At 63.9% G+C, this 16,136-nt stretch carries 12 protein-coding genes; 6 read left to right on the top strand and 6 right to left on the bottom strand.

All coding sequences use genetic code 11. From position 1 onward, the window contains the following. Window positions 1–17 precede the first annotated feature (17 nt). Window positions 18–4,688, top strand: a complete 4,671-nt coding sequence (locus HMPREF2785_RS02730; protein ID WP_083308831.1) for an ATP-dependent helicase — start codon at window positions 18–20, stop codon at window positions 4,686–4,688. Window positions 4,689–4,698: 10 nt separating this feature from the next. On the opposite strand, the gene HMPREF2785_RS02735 is transcribed toward HMPREF2785_RS02730, so the two are convergent. Then, the gene (locus tag HMPREF2785_RS02735; RefSeq protein WP_070614201.1) at window positions 4,699–6,213 is read right to left on the bottom strand and encodes an HNH endonuclease signature motif containing protein; all 1,515 of its coding nucleotides are present in this window, start codon (window positions 6,211–6,213) and stop codon (window positions 4,699–4,701) included. A gap of 208 nt (window positions 6,214–6,421) precedes the next feature. Between HMPREF2785_RS02735 and HMPREF2785_RS02740 the strand changes: the two genes are divergently transcribed. From HMPREF2785_RS02740 to HMPREF2785_RS02750, 3 genes are read left to right on the top strand one after another with little or no spacing between them, the layout of a single operon-like run. Next, window positions 6,422–7,231: a DNA-formamidopyrimidine glycosylase family protein gene (locus HMPREF2785_RS02740; RefSeq protein ID WP_070614202.1), complete on the top strand. Its 810-nt coding sequence runs from the start codon at window positions 6,422–6,424 to the stop codon at window positions 7,229–7,231. Window positions 7,232–7,263: 32 nt separating this feature from the next. Beyond that, a complete protein-coding gene (locus HMPREF2785_RS02745) occupies window positions 7,264–8,160 on the top strand; it encodes a RelA/SpoT domain-containing protein (RefSeq protein ID WP_070614203.1) in 897 nt (298 codons plus the stop codon). Between the two features lie 10 nt (window positions 8,161–8,170). Further along, the gene (locus HMPREF2785_RS02750; protein ID WP_070421444.1) at window positions 8,171–8,419 is read left to right on the top strand and encodes a hypothetical protein; all 249 of its coding nucleotides are present in this window, start codon (window positions 8,171–8,173) and stop codon (window positions 8,417–8,419) included. Window positions 8,420–8,467: 48 nt separating this feature from the next. Here the strand turns inward: HMPREF2785_RS02750 and HMPREF2785_RS02755 are convergent, their stop codons facing one another. The 3 genes from HMPREF2785_RS02755 to pgi are packed head-to-tail and all read right to left on the bottom strand — an operon-like array spanning window position 8,468 to window position 12,255. Next, window positions 8,468–9,115, bottom strand: a complete 648-nt coding sequence (locus HMPREF2785_RS02755) for a DedA family protein (protein ID WP_070570954.1) — start codon at window positions 9,113–9,115, stop codon at window positions 8,468–8,470. 15 nt (window positions 9,116–9,130) lie between these two features. Continuing rightward, window positions 9,131–10,618, bottom strand: coding sequence for a glutamate-cysteine ligase family protein (locus tag HMPREF2785_RS02760; protein ID WP_070614204.1), 1,488 nt, complete (start codon window positions 10,616–10,618; stop codon window positions 9,131–9,133). Continuing rightward, entirely contained in the window at window positions 10,618–12,255 is a 1,638-nt protein-coding gene (gene pgi, locus HMPREF2785_RS02765) for a glucose-6-phosphate isomerase (RefSeq protein WP_070451830.1), read from the bottom strand. Before pgi ends, HMPREF2785_RS02760 begins: the two co-directional genes overlap by 1 nt. A 118-nt stretch (window positions 12,256–12,373) precedes the next feature. Between pgi and HMPREF2785_RS02770 the strand changes: the two genes are divergently transcribed. Beyond that, the gene (locus HMPREF2785_RS02770; RefSeq protein WP_070483701.1) at window positions 12,374–12,709 is read left to right on the top strand and encodes an antibiotic biosynthesis monooxygenase family protein; all 336 of its coding nucleotides are present in this window, start codon (window positions 12,374–12,376) and stop codon (window positions 12,707–12,709) included. A 27-nt stretch (window positions 12,710–12,736) separates the two neighbouring features. Here the strand turns inward: HMPREF2785_RS02770 and HMPREF2785_RS02775 are convergent, their stop codons facing one another. Beyond that, complete coding sequence (locus HMPREF2785_RS02775; RefSeq protein ID WP_070483699.1) at window positions 12,737–13,030, bottom strand: chorismate mutase; 294 nt, start codon at window positions 13,028–13,030, stop codon at window positions 12,737–12,739. A gap of 68 nt (window positions 13,031–13,098) precedes the next feature. On the opposite strand from HMPREF2785_RS02775, the gene pcrA reads away from it, so the two are divergent. Continuing rightward, window positions 13,099–15,411: a DNA helicase PcrA gene (gene pcrA, locus HMPREF2785_RS02780; RefSeq protein ID WP_070614205.1), complete on the top strand. Its 2,313-nt coding sequence runs from the start codon at window positions 13,099–13,101 to the stop codon at window positions 15,409–15,411. Here pcrA and HMPREF2785_RS02785 read toward each other — a convergent pair. After that, window positions 15,408–16,106, bottom strand: coding sequence for a M23 family metallopeptidase (locus tag HMPREF2785_RS02785; protein WP_224212937.1), 699 nt, complete (start codon window positions 16,104–16,106; stop codon window positions 15,408–15,410). The two genes, pcrA and HMPREF2785_RS02785, sit on opposite strands and share 4 nt — an antisense overlap. Window positions 16,107–16,136 lie beyond the last annotated feature (30 nt).

The raw sequence follows: 16,136 nt of genomic DNA on the forward strand, positions 1-16,136 counted from the left end.
CCGCTAAGGTTGGCGAAATGACTGGCTCGATCTTGGACCGCTTTCACCCGCAGGTGGCGGGGTGGTTCCAGGATGTCTTCGCAGCGCCCACGGCGGTGCAGGAGCAGGCGTGGCGCGCGGTTTCCGACGACGAGAACGCCCTCGTCGTCGCACCCACCGGCTCCGGCAAGACGCTGGCGGCGTTTCTGTGGGCGCTGAACTCCCTGGTGGAGCGGGCCGGCCAGCAGGCGCTGCCCATCGATGGGGCGAACACCTCCACCCACGGCGGCGTGCGCGTCCTTTATATTTCGCCGCTGAAGGCCCTCGGCGTGGATGTGGAGAACAACCTCCGCGCACCCCTGGCTGGCATTGCGCGGGTGGCGCAGCGTTTGGGCCGCGACATGCCGGACATTTCGGTGGGGGTGCGCTCGGGTGACACCCCGCAGGCGGAGCGCAACCGGCAGGTGCGAAAGCCGCCGGACATCCTGATCACCACGCCGGAGTCGCTGTATCTCATGCTCACGTCCAAGGCGGCGGGCATTCTGAAGACGGTGGACACGGTCATTGTCGACGAAATCCACGCCCTGGCCGGCACCAAGCGCGGCGTGCACCTCGCGCTTTCGCTGGAGCGCCTGCGCCGCCTCGCCGGGGACTTCCAGCGCATCGGACTGTCCGCCACGGTGCGCCCGATCGAGGCGGTGGCCAACTTTTTGGGCCCCAAGACGACGATCATCAACCCGCCAGGGGAGAAGCGCTGGGAACTCGACGTGCGCGTGCCCGTCGACGACATGAGCGACCTGCCCGTTCCCGAGGACGCCTCCACCATCGGCGATGCGATTCTCGACGACGCCGTGGACGACGCCCTGGACGCCCCGCCGCCCGGTGCTACCAACTCCATCTGGCCCCACATCGAGCGCGCGATTTACGACGAAGTCATGGCGCATCGGTCCACCATCGTTTTCGTCAACTCCCGCCGCACCGCGGAGCGCTTGACCAGCCAGTTAAACGAACTCTGGGCGAAGGAACACGACCCGGAGGCGCTCTCCCCGCAGACCCGCCGCCCGCCGGCGCAGCTGATGAAGTCGGTGGATACCGCCGGCCACGCCGCGACCGTGATTGCGCGCGCCCACCACGGCAGCGTGTCCAAGGACGAGCGCGCCTTGACCGAAACCATGCTGAAAGAGGGCACCCTGCGTGCGGTGGTGTCCACCTCCTCGCTGGAGCTGGGCATCGACATGGGTGCGGTGGACCTGGTCATCCAGGTGGAATCCCCGCCGTCGGTTGCCTCCGGACTGCAGCGCGTGGGCCGCGCCGGGCACACCGTAGGGGCGGTCTCCGAGGGCACGTTCTACCCGAAGCACCGCTCCGACCTGGTGCAAACCGCGGTGACGGTGCCCCGGATGCGCCAAGGCCTCATCGAGGAGCTGCACACCCCGCGAAGCCCGCTGGACGTGCTTGCCCAGCAGACCGTGGCTGCGGTTGCGGTGGAGGACCTGGATGTGGACGAGTGGTACGACACCGTGCGCCGCGCCTGGCCGTACCGTGACCTTGCCCGCGAGGTGTTCGACTCGGTGATCGACCTGGTCATCGGCGTCTATCCGTCCACCGACTTCGCCGAGCTGCGGCCCCGCGCAATCCTCGAAGGCAATGTCTTGAAGGCGCGCCCCGGCGCCCAGCGGGTGGCGGTGACCAACGCGGGCACCATCCCGGACCGTGGCATGTTCGGCGTGTTCTTGCTCGCAGGCTCGCAAGAAGGGGACAAAGCACCCCGCCGAGTCGGCGAGTTGGACGAGGAGATGGTCTACGAGTCCCGCGTCGGCGACGTGTTCACCCTCGGCGCCTCCTCGTGGCGCATCGAAAACATCACCCGCGACCAAGTGCAGGTCAGCCCGGCGCCCGGCCACACCGGCCGCCTGCCGTTCTGGACAGGCGACGGGCTGGGTAGGCCGTATGAGTTGGGTAAGGCGGTGGGGGCGTTTCGTCGAGAAGCAAGAAATGCTTTGGACGAAAGCTTGGACGAGCGCGCGCGTATCAACCTGCTGCAATACCTCGACGAGCAGGAGGAGGCCACCGGCATCCTCCCCGACGAGAAAACCCTCGTGCTGGAGCGCTTCACCGACGAGTTAGGCGACTGGCGCGTCGTGCTGCACACTCCGTTTGGCAAGGGTGTCAACGCGGCGTGGGCGCTGGCCACCGGGTGGCGGGTCGCCCAGGAAACCGGGATGGATGCCCAGGCGGTGGCGGGCGACGACGGCATCGTGCTGCGCCTGCCGCAAGGGGAGAGGGAGCCCGACGGGGCGATCTTCCAATTCGACGCCGACGAGATCGCGGACATCGTCACCGAACAGGTGGGCAATTCGGCCCTGTTTGCCTCCCGGTTCCGCGAGTGCGCCGCCCGCGCCCTGCTGCTGCCGCGCCGCAACCCCGGCAAGCGCGCACCCCTGTGGCAGCAGCGCCAGCGTGCCGAGCAGCTGTTGGATGTGGCCCGGAATTACCCGTCGTTTCCGATCATCCTGGAAACGGTGCGCGAGTGCCTCCAGGACGTCTACGACCTACCCGCCCTGCAGGAGGTGATGCGCGACATCAATACCCGCCGGGTGCGCATCGCCGAGGTGACCACCGACCAGCCGAGCCCGTTCGCCTCCTCGCTGCTGTTCAACTACACCGGCGCGTTCATGTACGAGGGCGACACCCCGCTGGCCGAGAAGCGGGCCGCGGCGCTGTCCTTGGACCCGTCCCTGCTGGCCAAATTGCTGGGCACCGTCGAGCTGCGCGAACTGCTCGACGCGGACATCATCGCGGAGGTCGACGCCTCGCTGCGCCGGGTGGGCCGCGCGGAAACTTCCGAGCAGTTCGCCGACACCCTGCGCTTCGTGGGGCCCGTGCCTATCGACGACCTGCCCACCTACACCTCGGTTCCCCTGACCTCCCTGGAGCAGTCCCTGGGGGCACGCATGATGCTGGTGCGCATCGGCGGGCGCGAACACGTGGCCCAAGTCCTGGATGCGCCCTTGCTTCGCGACGGCCTCGGCGTGCCCGTCCCGCCCGGCGTCCCCGCCCAGGTGCAAACCATCCCTGACGCTCTGACGCAACTGGTGGGGCGTTGGGTGCGCACCCGCGGGCCCTTTGTGTTGCGCGACCTTGCCGACGCGTTCGGGCTGGCCGTCGGTGCGGCGCATGCAGCGCTGATGCCGCTGGTGGACAAGGACAAGGTCATCGAGGGCCGCTACCGGCAGGGCGTCGAGGAGCAGGAGTACGTCGCCGCCGAGGTGCTGCGCATCATCCGGTCGCGCTCGCTGGCGGCGGCGCGCGCCCAGACCCGGCCCGTGTCGCAGTCTGCTTATGGGCGTTTTCTGCCTTCGTGGTCAAACGTCGCTCCGGTGGGGGTCACGCCGGCGCTGCGGGGCGCCGACGGGGTTTACTCAGTGATCGAGCAGCTCGCCGGGGTGCGCCTGCCCGCAAGTGCCTGGGAGTCCCACATCTTCCCGTCCCGTGTTGGCGACTACTCGCCGGCGATGCTTGACGAGCTCACCGCCAACGGCGAGGTCGCCATCGTCGGCGCCGGCAAGGCAGGGGCGCGTGACCCGTGGATCATGCTGCTGCCCACCGACTACGCGGCCCAACTCATGCCGCAGGTCGAGGAACCCCTGCTGTCGCTGACCCAATCCCAGGTGATGGAGAAGGTGCGCCGCGGCGGCGGGTTCTTGTTCGGGGACCTGCTTGAGCCCTCGACGACAACCGAGGAGCTGCGCGAGGCCATGTGGGATCTGGTCGAGGCCGGTTTCCTCGCGCCGGATTCCTTTGCCCCGATCCGGGCCCGGTTGGCGGGTGGGAAGGCGGCGCACCGGGCGCGTCGCAGGCCGCAGCGAAGCAGGGTGCGTTCGGGGCGGACCTCGTTCGCGTCGACGGTTCCGCCCGACATGGTGGGCCGTTGGTCGCTCACGCCCACGCCTGACGACGACCCCACGCGCCGCTCCGTCGCCCTGGGCGAGTCGCTGCTGGACCGCTACGGGGTGGTCACCCGTGGTTCGGTGGTGGCGGAGGACATCCTCGGCGGGTTCGCGCTGGCCTACAAGACCTTGTCCGGGTTTGAAGAAAGTGGCAAGGCGATGCGCGGCTACCTGGTGGAGGGGCTTGGGGCCTCGCAGTTTTCTACCCCGGCGACGATCGACCGGCTGCGCGGACACCAGGACACCGACGACGTGGTGGGCTGGCCCTCGGGCGCCCGGGATCCGCAGGTGCATGTGCTGGCCGCCACCGACCCGGCGAACCCCTACGGGGCCGCGCTGCCGTGGCCGGCGCAGGGCCCGACCCGTTCGGCCGGCGCGATGGTGGTGCTTGTCGACGGCCTCTTAGCCGCCCACATCACCCGCGGCGGGAAAACCATGACGACGTTCTTCGAATACTTTCCCGACGGGGTAGGGGACCCGATGCCGTTGGTCGTCGATGCCCTGACTCAAGCGGTCCGGGCCGGCCGCATGCAGCCGTTGAGCGTGGAGAAACTCAACGGCGGTCCTGCCTTCTCCTTGAAGGACTTCGGGGCGACGGTGACCCACAAGGGGGCCAAGATCGGCGGGCGTGCCTCGGCGCCTCCGAAGCGGCGCGGGCGCAGCATAACGGAGGCGCTGGGGGAGCTAGACGGTGCAGGGGAGGCCAACGGCAGGCCAGACTTGAGTGGCCCAGCGGATGGGCTCACCTTTCACGACTAGGGTCCAGGCTTTAGGGCCGTAGCGGCACGCGGGGTACCGGCCGGTGGGTGGTCCCCGGCGGTTGCCCCGCCGCCCGGGCCCGTTTCGCCCGGATTCGGTTGACCGCCGAGTGCATGGCGGGGTCCGTGGTGTTTACGTGACGGGTGCCGTCGGCCTTGACCAGCACGGCGGTGCCGGTTGTGGGGTCGTAATCCATGTAGCCCTTGTTAAAGGAGCCGTCCCGGTGGTCATTGTTGCACCGGTGATGGGTGGGGCACAGGCCGGTGAGGTTGGTGATGTCGGTGCTGCCGTACCGCAGCCAGGAGATGATGTGGTGGGCTTCGCACTCGCTCATGGCGGTGGTGCAGCCGGCCCATGAGCACACGCCTTGGATGGCGAACATGGCGATGCGTTGCGCAACAGACGCGAGCCGTTTCGACCTGCCCAGGTGCAGCGGCACTCCGGTGAGGCCGTCGACGGTGAGTAAGAAGTCGGAGGTGCCGTCCATGCCGAGGCGTACCAGGTCGAAGGCGTTGAGTTCCACGCCGACGTTGGTTTGGAACAGGGTGGTGGCGTCGGCGTCGGCAAGGTCGTCGAGCGTCACCGAGACCACCACGGAGGCGGCGCCGCCGTTGGCGGCCTGCTCGCCGTGTTCGTATTGGCGCATGATGTCCATGAACTGGTCGTATCGGCGCTGGCCGCGGGTGCGGGGGTCGCGGTCCTGCTGGTGTTCAGCCGGGATGTTGGAGTTTGGTGCGAGCCCCTTGTCGGTGAGTGCTTTGTAGAGGGCGTAGTCGCCTGCGGTCATGTGCAGGCGCACGTCGTAGGTGCCGTCGGAGTTTTCCTTGCCCAGGGTGGCCTCGCGCTTTTCAAAGCCAGCGTTGGGGTTCTTCTTTGCGTGTGGCTTGTTCGCCTTGTCCACGAGGCGCTTCACAAACAGCCGCAGGTCCTTTTCGCTGCGTGTCTTCGCTTCCTCCATGGCGCGGGCGTAGATGCTCATGCGTTCGCCCTCGGCGGCCTTGAGCAGTTTGTCGAGTTCTCGCCGGATGATGTCCTGCTTGGCGGCGGGGACCTCGCCGGCGCGACGGCGGGCGTCCTCCTGGTCTTTGCGGCGACGCTCGGCTTCCTCGTCGGCGGCCTTGCGGGCGGCTTCTTCGGCGGCGGCGCGCTCCTCGTCGGTCGGTTCATCGCCGGCGCCAAACAGGTCCCCGAGGAAATCGTCCAGGTCGGGCTCGGGTGGCGGGGGTGGCGCGAACATGGCTTTGGCTCGGGCGAGCCGGTTGTAGGCCTCGCCCTTGGAGATGCCCAACATCTCCATGAGGTAGGCGTCCGGGTAGTTCGCGCCGACGAGTTTGCCTGCATCGGCGAGCACACAGGCGTGTGCAAAGGAGGCGTCGACGTAGGCCTTCTTATCCATAGCTTGTTCGAGACGTGCGATGTCGCGGGCGATGGTGGGGAAGGGGAGGGACGTGGGGTCGTCGAAAAGCAGACGCAGCTGCGTCAGGCTGTCAACGACCTGGTCAACGAGCCGTGATACGTCGTTCATGTCACCTCCTTTACGTAGTTGAGGGTCAATGTATCAACGTGCCCGACGTTAAAATCGAACTTTCGAACACGCGTTCTACTACAACTGCTTGACCAGGTGCGCTGCGGCCGCAAGGCCGAGCCGCGGATTCGACTCGCGCACAAATTACTCTTCCGGGGTCGGGCCAGAATTGAAAAAGTTTCCCAGAAAGCGGAACATGGGCTCCACTATGCCTGAAGGTGATTCGGTCTATCAGCTGTCTAAGCGCCTGCAGTGGATGCAGAATCGCGAAGTCGCAGCCACAAGCATTCGCGTCCCGCGCTACGCCACCGTCGATTTCACGGGCATGACCTGCGAGCGCGTCTGGCCTCGCGGCAAGCACCTCTTCATGCAGTTCGCTAAAGGCGGCCACCAGGCGCAGATCCTGCACACGCACCTCAAAATGGAGGGCACGTGGTCGATGCATCGCGCCGGAACACGCTGGAAGAAGCCTGGTCATGCGGCTCGCGTGGTGCTTTCGCTTAGCGACGACCCCCGCCCCGACATCGAACTCGTCGGCTTTTGGCTCGGCCTCGTTCGGGTGTTCCCAGCCCGCCAATACGAGCAGGAGATGGGGTATCTCGGACCGGATTTGCTCGATCCGGATTTCGACCTGGCGGAGGCAGTCAGGCGCATCGAGGCACAGCCGAACCTCGAAATCGGACGTGCCCTGCTGGATCAGCGCAATCTTGCCGGCATTGGGAACGAGTACCGCGCGGAGATCAACTTCCTCGCGGGTACGCACCCGAGGGAACGGGTGGGGGAGGTGGACGTCGAAAAGCATGTGCGTCTTGCGCGACGGCTGATGTGGGCGAATAAAGACGCCCCCGTCCGCGTGACCACTGGGATCAAGCGGGCGGGGGAGACGAGTTACGTGTTCGGCCGCAACAACAAGCCGTGTAGGCGCTGCGGCACGCTCATTGAGAAGGGATTTCTCGGCGGCGACGGCGACCTCGAGCGGGTTATTTGGTGGTGTCCGCGGTGTCAGCCGGAGCCCTGATATATTCCATTTCTGGAAAAGGGGGGCGAGATATGGACTTTGAATTTTTGAGAGAAAAACGTCCGTGGGGGAAGCGAGAAATCGACCGGCTCGGAGAATATTTCGCTGGTAGTGCCAGTGTTCCTGCGGAAGCCGCGGAGATGATTATCTGGCACGACGAGTTAGCTCGACGGACTGCTGCTGCCTGTGCAGGTTTTGCGCAGGAACTTTTTGGCCAGGAAAACCAAAGTCCGGACATTGTCAGTGCTTATCGAGTGAAATCGCAGGCGACTATTGGTGACAAAATCAGACGGTCGAATGAGGACAAAACGAAGAAGGTTCAACTCGGCCGGATGTGGGATTTCGCCGGGGCTCGAATTACGGCCAACGTGTTGCACGACGATTTGCGCCATCTCTCATGGGAGCTGCAGCAGGTGCTGCGGGCAGAGGGGCATCGTGTGATTGAGCGTGACTATATCGCCCGTGCGCAGCCCGGGGGTTACCGGGCTATTCATCTGGTGGTTCAGTCGGCTGCGGGTAATGTCGAACTCCAAATGCGAACCTTGCTCCAGTCGGAGTGGGCGAACACCTTTGAAAAGTTAGCGGACAAAACTGGGCGAAAGATCCGATACGAAAGCGATGCGCGGCCAGGGAATAAAGAGCTAGCCAGGGTTTTTGATGCGCTAGTTGCGATTGCGCGTGATATTCACCATATGGAACGGCAACGAGCAGCGACGCGTCGGAGTAGTTCGAACTCGATGGAGCAGTTAGCGAATATCCCGATGGGTCTGCCATTGAACTCGAGGCTGCATGAATTGCGGGCGGAAGCTTTTCGAGCATTGTCGTACTCGGAGACTGCTACGAGTCAGCATGCCTCGAGTATTCTGAGCCTCATTGAATCTTTGCGAGCCCTATCGCAACGTCTCAGTTCGTACGAGGTAGAAGAGTGAGGGGGAGACGATGAAGCACTTCCTTATGGTGTTCAACCGCAAGACCGGCGCGCTTCGGATGAAAGAGTATGCGGATGTACGTGATGCGATCCTGCAGCGGCTTGAGGAAGAACAGGCCAACGACAATCCAGATGTCGAGATTGTTGTGATCGGGGCGCCGTCCTTAGAAGACTTGAAGGTTACGCACTCCCGATACTTCGCGGTCGATGAACTTCCCGATGTTGCTTCGTATTGGGCGCAAGGCGAGAAGGTTTCTTAAAGGGGAGAGGGCGACCGTCACTTTCGTGATCGGTCGCCCTCGAGCGGGTTATTTGGTGGTGTCCGCAGTGTCAGCCTTTTTCGCCTCCCAGTCGCTGAGCGCGCGGCGGATAAAGAACACCAGGAAGCCAAGGATGATCAGGATGAGCACGACGTAGATGACGTTGGAGTAGGTGTCGGCGTACTCGGTGGCTTTTTCCCAGTTGTCGCCGAGGATGTAGCCCAGGTAGATCAGGATGGCGTTCCAGATGCCGGAGCCAAGCGTGGTCCACAGGCCGAAGGTGAGAAGGTTCATGTTGCCCAGGCCCGCCGGGATGGAGATCAGCGACCGCACACCCGGGATGAGGCGACCGATGAACACGCTGGGCTTGCCGTATTTGTTGAAGAAATCCATCGATGCGTCCACGTCGGAGGCGCGCACGAGCCACATCCAATCGGCGATCTTGCGCAGGCGCTCCAGGCCGAGCCAGGCGCCGACGCCGTAGAGGATGTATGCGCCGATGACGGAGCCAAGCACGGACCAGATGAACACGCTGACCATGTTCAGGGATCCCTGCGCGACGGTGAAGCCTGCCAGCGGCAGTACGACCTCGGACGGAATGGGTGGGAAGAGGTTCTCCAAGAGGATCGCAATGCCGACACCGGGGGCGCCAAGGGTTTCCATTAGGCCGACGATCCAGTCGATGATGCTCTGCATTGGGCCTATCTTGCCTTATTCGACCTCAAGGTTCCAAGTGTGCACCGGCGCGTCTGCCTGGGAGTTTTTGATGTACTGCCGCAAAACCCGTGCGAGGCCTTCGGCGCGTTCGCTGGTGGCGGGTTTGGATCCGGCGGCGGCGCGGCTCAGGGCGTCGAGTTGCCAGGTCGCCCCGTTTTGGCCGGTGCGCACGCGGCCCTCGATGATGCCGAGGTATTCGTCTGCGCAGGATTGGTCCACGTCAAGGGCTCGCAGCCCCTCGTAGGCGAGGTCGAGCAGATGCTTCTCGACGAGCTCACGTACCGGAACCGAACCCAACGTCGGACATTCCATCTCGGCGTTGATGCCGTGCTTGGCGCCGGCGAGGAAGTTACGGTTTGCGGCGTCGAAGGTGAGGCGCGACCACACAGGTCGGGTCTGGTTGCTTAGGGCTTTGACCAGGCCGTAGTAGAGCGCAGCGTCGGCAACGATGTCCTTGACGGTCGGGCCAGCGGGAAGCAGGCGGTTTTCCACGCGGATGTGGCTGAGTTCGCCCGCCGGATCGTAGATGGGCCGGTTCCAGCGCCAGATCGTGCCGTTGTGCAGGTTGAGGTAGTGCAGGCCGGGGTTGTCGCCGTTCATGAACGGGGTGCCGGCATCGGCGCGGCCCTCGGGCAGCAGGGGAGAGAAGTAGCGCACGTTTTCTTCAAACAGGTCGAAGACGCTGGTGATCCAGCGTTCGCCGAACCACACACGCGGGCGCACGCCTTGGTTGATCAGTTCTTTGGTGCGTGTATCGATGGACTGTTTGAACACCGGGATGCGCGACTCGTGCCACACCTTGTGGCCGAGGAACAGCGGTGAGTTTGCTGAGAGCGCGACCTGCACACCCGCGATGGCTTGGGAAGCGTTCCACGCTTCCGCGAACCGGTCTGGTGCCACCTGGAGGTGTAGCTGCATGGATGTGCAGGTGGATTCGGGGGCGATGGTCTCAAAGTAGTGGGTGTATTTCTCCTCGCCCCGCAGGTCGACTTTGACCAGTTCACCGCGCGATTCCAGGATCGAGTTGTTCAGTCCGGCGTAGCGATTCTCTGGCGTCATCCACTCGTCGCTATCGAGAAACTGCGAGGTCATCGTGGGCAGGGTGCCGATCATTGCCAGGTGCGACCCGGCCCGCTTTGCTGCCTCGCGCACGCGGGCAAGTCGCTTCTCGACGCCACCAGCCAACTCCGCTAGCCCCTGGCCTTGAATATCCAAGGGTGGGTGGTTCATCTCCACGTTGTAGGCGCCGATTTCGGCCTGGTACTCGCTATCAAGCAGCGCGAGCACGGCTTGGTTGTTGGGGTGGGGGAGCATGGTGTCGTCGACAAGATTGAGCTCCAACTCCAGCCCGATCGTGCCGTGATCGACGAACTCGGCGCCCTGGAGGTGCCGGTCGAAGCGCTCCAGCTCATCCTCGAGCCGACGGCGGTACGTGGTGCGCTGGCGTGGCGTGTAGGACTCGGATGAGATGGCGTCGCCCATTAGCGGTGCTCCCTGTACCAGGTGATGAGGTTGTCGGTGGATTGGTCGCCGGAGGCGGGCTCTTCCTCGCCCGCAACGGCAGCGGCGAGGTCATTGGCCTGAGCCTTGCCCAACTCCACGCCCCACTGGTCGAAGGCGTTGATGCCCCAGATGGCGGCCTCCACGAACACGATGTGCTCGTACAACGCAATCAACGCGCCGAGGGAGTGCGGGGAGAGTTCCTCCGCCAGGATCGTGGTGGTGGGGCGGTTGCCAGGCATAACCTTGTGCGGCGCAAGTGCATGCGGGACACCTTCTGCTTCGATTTCCTGCTGGGTTTTGCCAAACGCCAGCACCTTCGTCTGCGCGAAGAAATTACCCATGAGCAGGTCGTGCATGGAGCCTTCGCCGGTGGCGGTGGGCAGATCAGCGCGTGGTTTGGCAAAGCCGATGAAGTCCGCCGGAATCAGTGTGGTGCCCTGGTGGATCAATTGGAAAAAGGCGTGTTGGCCGTTGGTGCCGGGCTCGCCGAAGAAGATTTCGCCGGTGTCATAGGTGACCGGGGTGCCGTCGATACGCGTGCGCTTGCCGTTGGACTCCATGGTCAACTGCTGCAGATACGCCGGGAAGCGGGCGAGGTCCTGCGCGTACGGCAACACCGCGTGGGTTTGGGCCCGGTAGAAGTTGCGGTACCACACGTTGAGCAGCCCCATGAGTACAGGCACGTTGCGCTCGAAATCGGTGGTGCGGAAGTGCTCATCCATCGCGTGGAACCCGGCGAGGAACTCGCGGAAACGCTCCGGGCCGATGACCACCATCAGCGACAGGCCGATTGCGGAATCCACCGAGTAGCGGCCGCCAACCCAGTCCCAGAAGCCGAACATGTTGTCCGTATTAATACCGAACTCGGAGACCTTCTCCGCGTTGGTAGAGACGGCTACGAAGTGCTTCGCAATCGCGGTGTCGTCGCCATCGAAAGCCTCGAGCAGCCAGCGCTTCGCCGCATGCGCGTTAGACAGTGTTTCCTGCGTAGTAAACGTTTTGGAGGCGACGATAAACAGCGTCTGCTCCGGGTCAGCGTCAGCGAGCACCCGGGTCATATCGGCCGGATCCACGTTGGAGACGAACTCCGCGCTCACCCCAGCATCCGCGTAGGTACGCAACGCCTGAGCAGCCATGGCTGGCCCCAGGTCGGAGCCGCCGATGCCGATGTTGACCACCTTGGTAATCGGCTTGCCCGTGTGGCCGAGCCAATCGCCAGAGCGCACCGACTCCGCAAACGCACTCATGCGCTCCAGCACATCGTGCACGTCAGCGGTGACATCCTGGCCGTCGACGATCAGCGCCCGATCCGCCGGGGCGCGCAGCGCGGTGTGCAGCACAGCCCGGTCCTCGGTGGTGTTGAGGTGCTCGCCCGAAAACATTGCAGTGATGCGTTCGGTCAGGTCGGCGTCGTCGGCAAGTGCAATCAGCGCCTCCATGACACGCCCGTTGAACAGGTTCTTCGACAGATCCACGTGCAAACCGGCGGCGTCGAAAGTGAAGCGCTCGGCGCGCTGCGCGTCGGCCCGAAACAGATCACGCAGCGTCGTGCGAGACGTTTCAGCATGGAGTTTTTCGAGCTTTTTCCAGCTCGGTGCGGACGTAATGTCGTGCATTGCAGCCTCCCAGGCGGCGGTGATCATCTCCAGCGTTCAATGCAAACTACGGTAGTCAAAACCTGTCGTGCCTTCCGGGTAACACCCCACCACCCGGCAAATCTGGATAATGGCGCCCATGAGCATCGTCAAAATCAACGCGATTACTGTCCCCGAAGGCGCCGGCGAGGAACTCGAGCGCCGCTTCGCTGCCCGCAAGCACGCCATCGACTCCCAGCCCGGCTTCGAAGGCTTCCAGCTTCTGCGCCCGGTCAAGGGGGAGGAGCGCTACTTCGTGGTCACCCGCTGGGCCGACGAGGAGTCCTACAACGCCTGGTGGGAAGGCGCAGGCCGCGCCGGGCACGCTGAAAGCGACAAGGGCGGCGATAACGGTGAGGCCCCGCGCAAGCCGGTGTCACAGTCTGCTGAACTGCTGGAATTTGAGGTCGTGCTCGATTCCACCGAGCAGGACTAGCCGTCCGGAGCGCTAGCCCCAAGTGCGTTAACCCAACTTGCCCCGGCCGAGCCGCAGCAGGATCTGTGCCAGGCCGGGGCCTTCCTCGCCCAACTCGTCCTGGAACTGGTTAATGATGGCCACCTCGCGAGTGTGGACAAGACGCGTGCCGCCCGAGCCCATGCGTGTCTTACCAATCGCGGCGGAAATCTGGCTGCGGCGCTTCACTGCGTCGAGGATGACGCGGTCAAGTCGGTCGATTTCCTTGCGGTATTCCTGGATCTCCGCGTCCGAAAGGGGATCGTCGGTGCCGGATGGCATGCGGATTTCAAGCTCACTCATGGCAGTAGATTATGCCAGTTCGAACACACGGTCAGGGTCGTGTCGGCGGCGTTAGTACAGTGACTGCCATGACTGATGTGACCCTTGGCCTGAACCCGCAGCAACAGGCGGCCGTCGTGCACGAAGGTAGCCCGCTGCTTATCGTCGCCGGCGCTGGTTCCGGCAAAACTGCGGTGCTGACCCGCCGTATTGCCTATTTGCTGCAAAACCGTGGGGTAGCGCCGTGGCAGATCCTTGCCATCACCTTTACTAATAAGGCCGCAGCGGAGATGAAGGAGCGCGTCGGCCAACTCGTCGGACCTGAGGCGGAACGCATGTGGGTGGCCACGTTCCACTCGGTGTGCGTGCGTATTTTGCGCCAGCAGGCGCAGTTGGTGCCGGGGTTGAATACCAGCTTCACTATTTATGATTCGGACGATTCACGTCGACTGCTCGGCATGATCGGCAAAGACATGAACTTGGATCTGAAGAAGTTCTCGCCGCGCGTGCTGGCCAACGCGATTTCGAATCTGAAAAACGAGTTGGTGGATCCGGACCAGGCGCAAGCACAGGCGCAACGCACCCACAACCCGTTCGAGACCACGGTGGCGAACGTGTTCGCGGAATATCAGCGCCGCCTGCGTCAATCCAACGCGCTCGATTTCGACGATCTGATCGGCGAGGTAGTCCGCATCTTCAAGACGCATCCGCAGGTCACGGAGTACTACCGGCGTCGCTTCAGGCATGTGCTTGTCGACGAATACCAGGACACCAACCACGCTCAATACGAACTCATCCACACCCTGGTGGGCGACGGCCCCGACGCGCCCGAGCTGGCGGTGGTGGGCGATTCTGACCAGTCCATTTACGCCTTCCGTGGCGCGACGATCCGCAACATCGAGGAGTTCGAGCGCGACTACCCCGATGCGGAGACGATCATGCTGGAGCAGAACTACCGCTCCACGCAGAACATCTTGAGTGCCGCGAACGCTGTCATCGCGCAGAACGAGGGCCGCCGCCCGAAGAAGCTGTGGACTGACCACGGCACGGGGGAGAAGATCGTCGGCTATGTCGCGGACAACGAGCACGACGAGGCCCGCTTCATCGCCACGGAAATCGATGCCCTGTCGGATCGCGGCGTGCCGTACTCGGATATCGCAGTGATGTATCGCACCAACAACGCCTCGCGCGCGTTGGAAGACATTTTCATCCGCTCGGGTATTCCGTACAAGGTAGTCGGCGGGACCCGCTTCTACGAGCGCCGCGAGATCCGCGACATCGTTGCTTACCTGAAGGTGCTAGAAAACCCGGACGACACGGTGAGCATGCGGCGCATTGTCAACGTGCCAAAACGCGGCATTGGCGACAAGGCGCAAGCCATGGTGGCGCTGCACTCGGAGCAAAACAATCAAAGCTTTGGGCGTTCGCTTATCGACGCCACTGAGGGCAACGTGGACATGCTGGCCAAGGCCGCCACGAACTCCATTACCCGCTTCGTGGACATGATGAGGGGGCTCCGCCAGGACATGCCGAACATGGTCAATGAGGTCACCGGCATGCCAGACCTCGGGCAACTGGTCGCCCAGGTGCTTGATGCCACCGGCTACAAGGCAGAGCTTGAATCCTCCAACGACCCGCAGGACGGGGCGCGCCTGGACAACCTCAACGAGTTGGTCTCTGTCGCCCGTGAGTTCTCCTCGGACGCTGCGAACCAGATGGCGTACATGACCGATGAAGAAATCGACGAGGTTATGCAGGAAGGCGAACCCGCGCCGGGATCACTGCAGGCGTTTTTGGAGAAGGTTTCGCTCGTCGCTGATGCGGATCAGTTGCCGGACAACGAGCAGGGCGTGGTCACGTTGATGACGTTGCACACTGCAAAGGGCCTGGAGTTCCCGGTGGTGTTTGTTACCGGCTGGGAGGACGGACAGTTCCCACACCTGCGTGCGTTGGGGGATCCAGCGGAGCTCGCCGAGGAACGTCGCCTGGCGTATGTGGGGATTACGCGCGCCCGCGAGCGGCTATATCTGACGCGTGCGATGCTGCGCTCATCGTGGGGCTCTCCGGTAACCAACCCGGCCAGTCGCTTCCTCGCAGAGGTCCCGGAGGACCTCATCGACTGGCGCAGGTTGGAACCGGAGCGCTCCTTCAACGCGGATGCGTGGGGCTCGCCCTCGCGTCCACGCACGCAGATGCGCTCTGCGCGCCGTGCACCGAAACAGACGGTGCACAAGAATTTGAACTTAGTGGCCGGAGACCGCGTCAACCACGCGAAGTACGGGTTGGGCACGGTCCTCACCGTGGAAGGTTCCGGCGTGAGGGAGACGGTGACAATCGATTTCGGGTCGTCTGGCACCGTCAGGCTGATGACCATCGGCGGGGTGCCGATGGAAAAGCTTTAGATCCGGATGCCCTGCTGGGCCAGCCAGACCTCGGGGTCGGCGTGGTTCACACCGTCCGGCTTGACCTCGAAGTGGAGGTGCGGGCCCGTGGAGTAGCCCTCGTTGCCGATGGAGGCGATCTTCTGGCCCGCCTTGACGCGCTGGCCGACCTGCACGTCGTAGTAACGCATGTGGCCGTAGACGGTCTCTTCGCCACCGTCGTGCTTGATCACGACCCAGTTGCCAAAGCCCTGCGCCGGACCTGCTGCGGTGACGGTGCCGTCCATTGCCGCGTAGATCGGGGTGCCTTCCGTGTTGGCAATGTCGATGCCACGGTGGAACGTGCCCCAGCGTGGACCGTAACCGGAGGTGTAGCGGCCAGACGCCGGCATGACCACGGTGCGGCCATCTGCGGTGCGGCCGCGCTGCGGTGCGACCCAGTCCGTGCCATCGGCAGGAGCGAACGCGGCCGACAGCGGCGCATCGAGGGCGCGCGGGTCGTACACGATCTTGTAGCCGCCAGCGGTCACGGTTGCACCGTTGTCCAGGATGGCGTCTGCAGCCTTTGCAAGGGCGCCCAAGGCGTCGCCCTGGTTGCCGATAGGTGCGCCACCGACAGTGAGGGTCAGTGCGTGCGCTGGCGACGCTACAAGCGTCAGCGCCAATGCTGCAGCGGCTGCCACGGAGGCACCGGGGAACATACGACTGGTTTTCACAGTTTTACCTTCTCTACGCAGGTCTGGTTC

The organism is Corynebacterium sp. HMSC067D03 (genome assembly GCF_001811185.1).
GTDB lineage: Bacteria > Actinomycetota > Actinomycetes > Mycobacteriales > Mycobacteriaceae > Corynebacterium > Corynebacterium coyleae.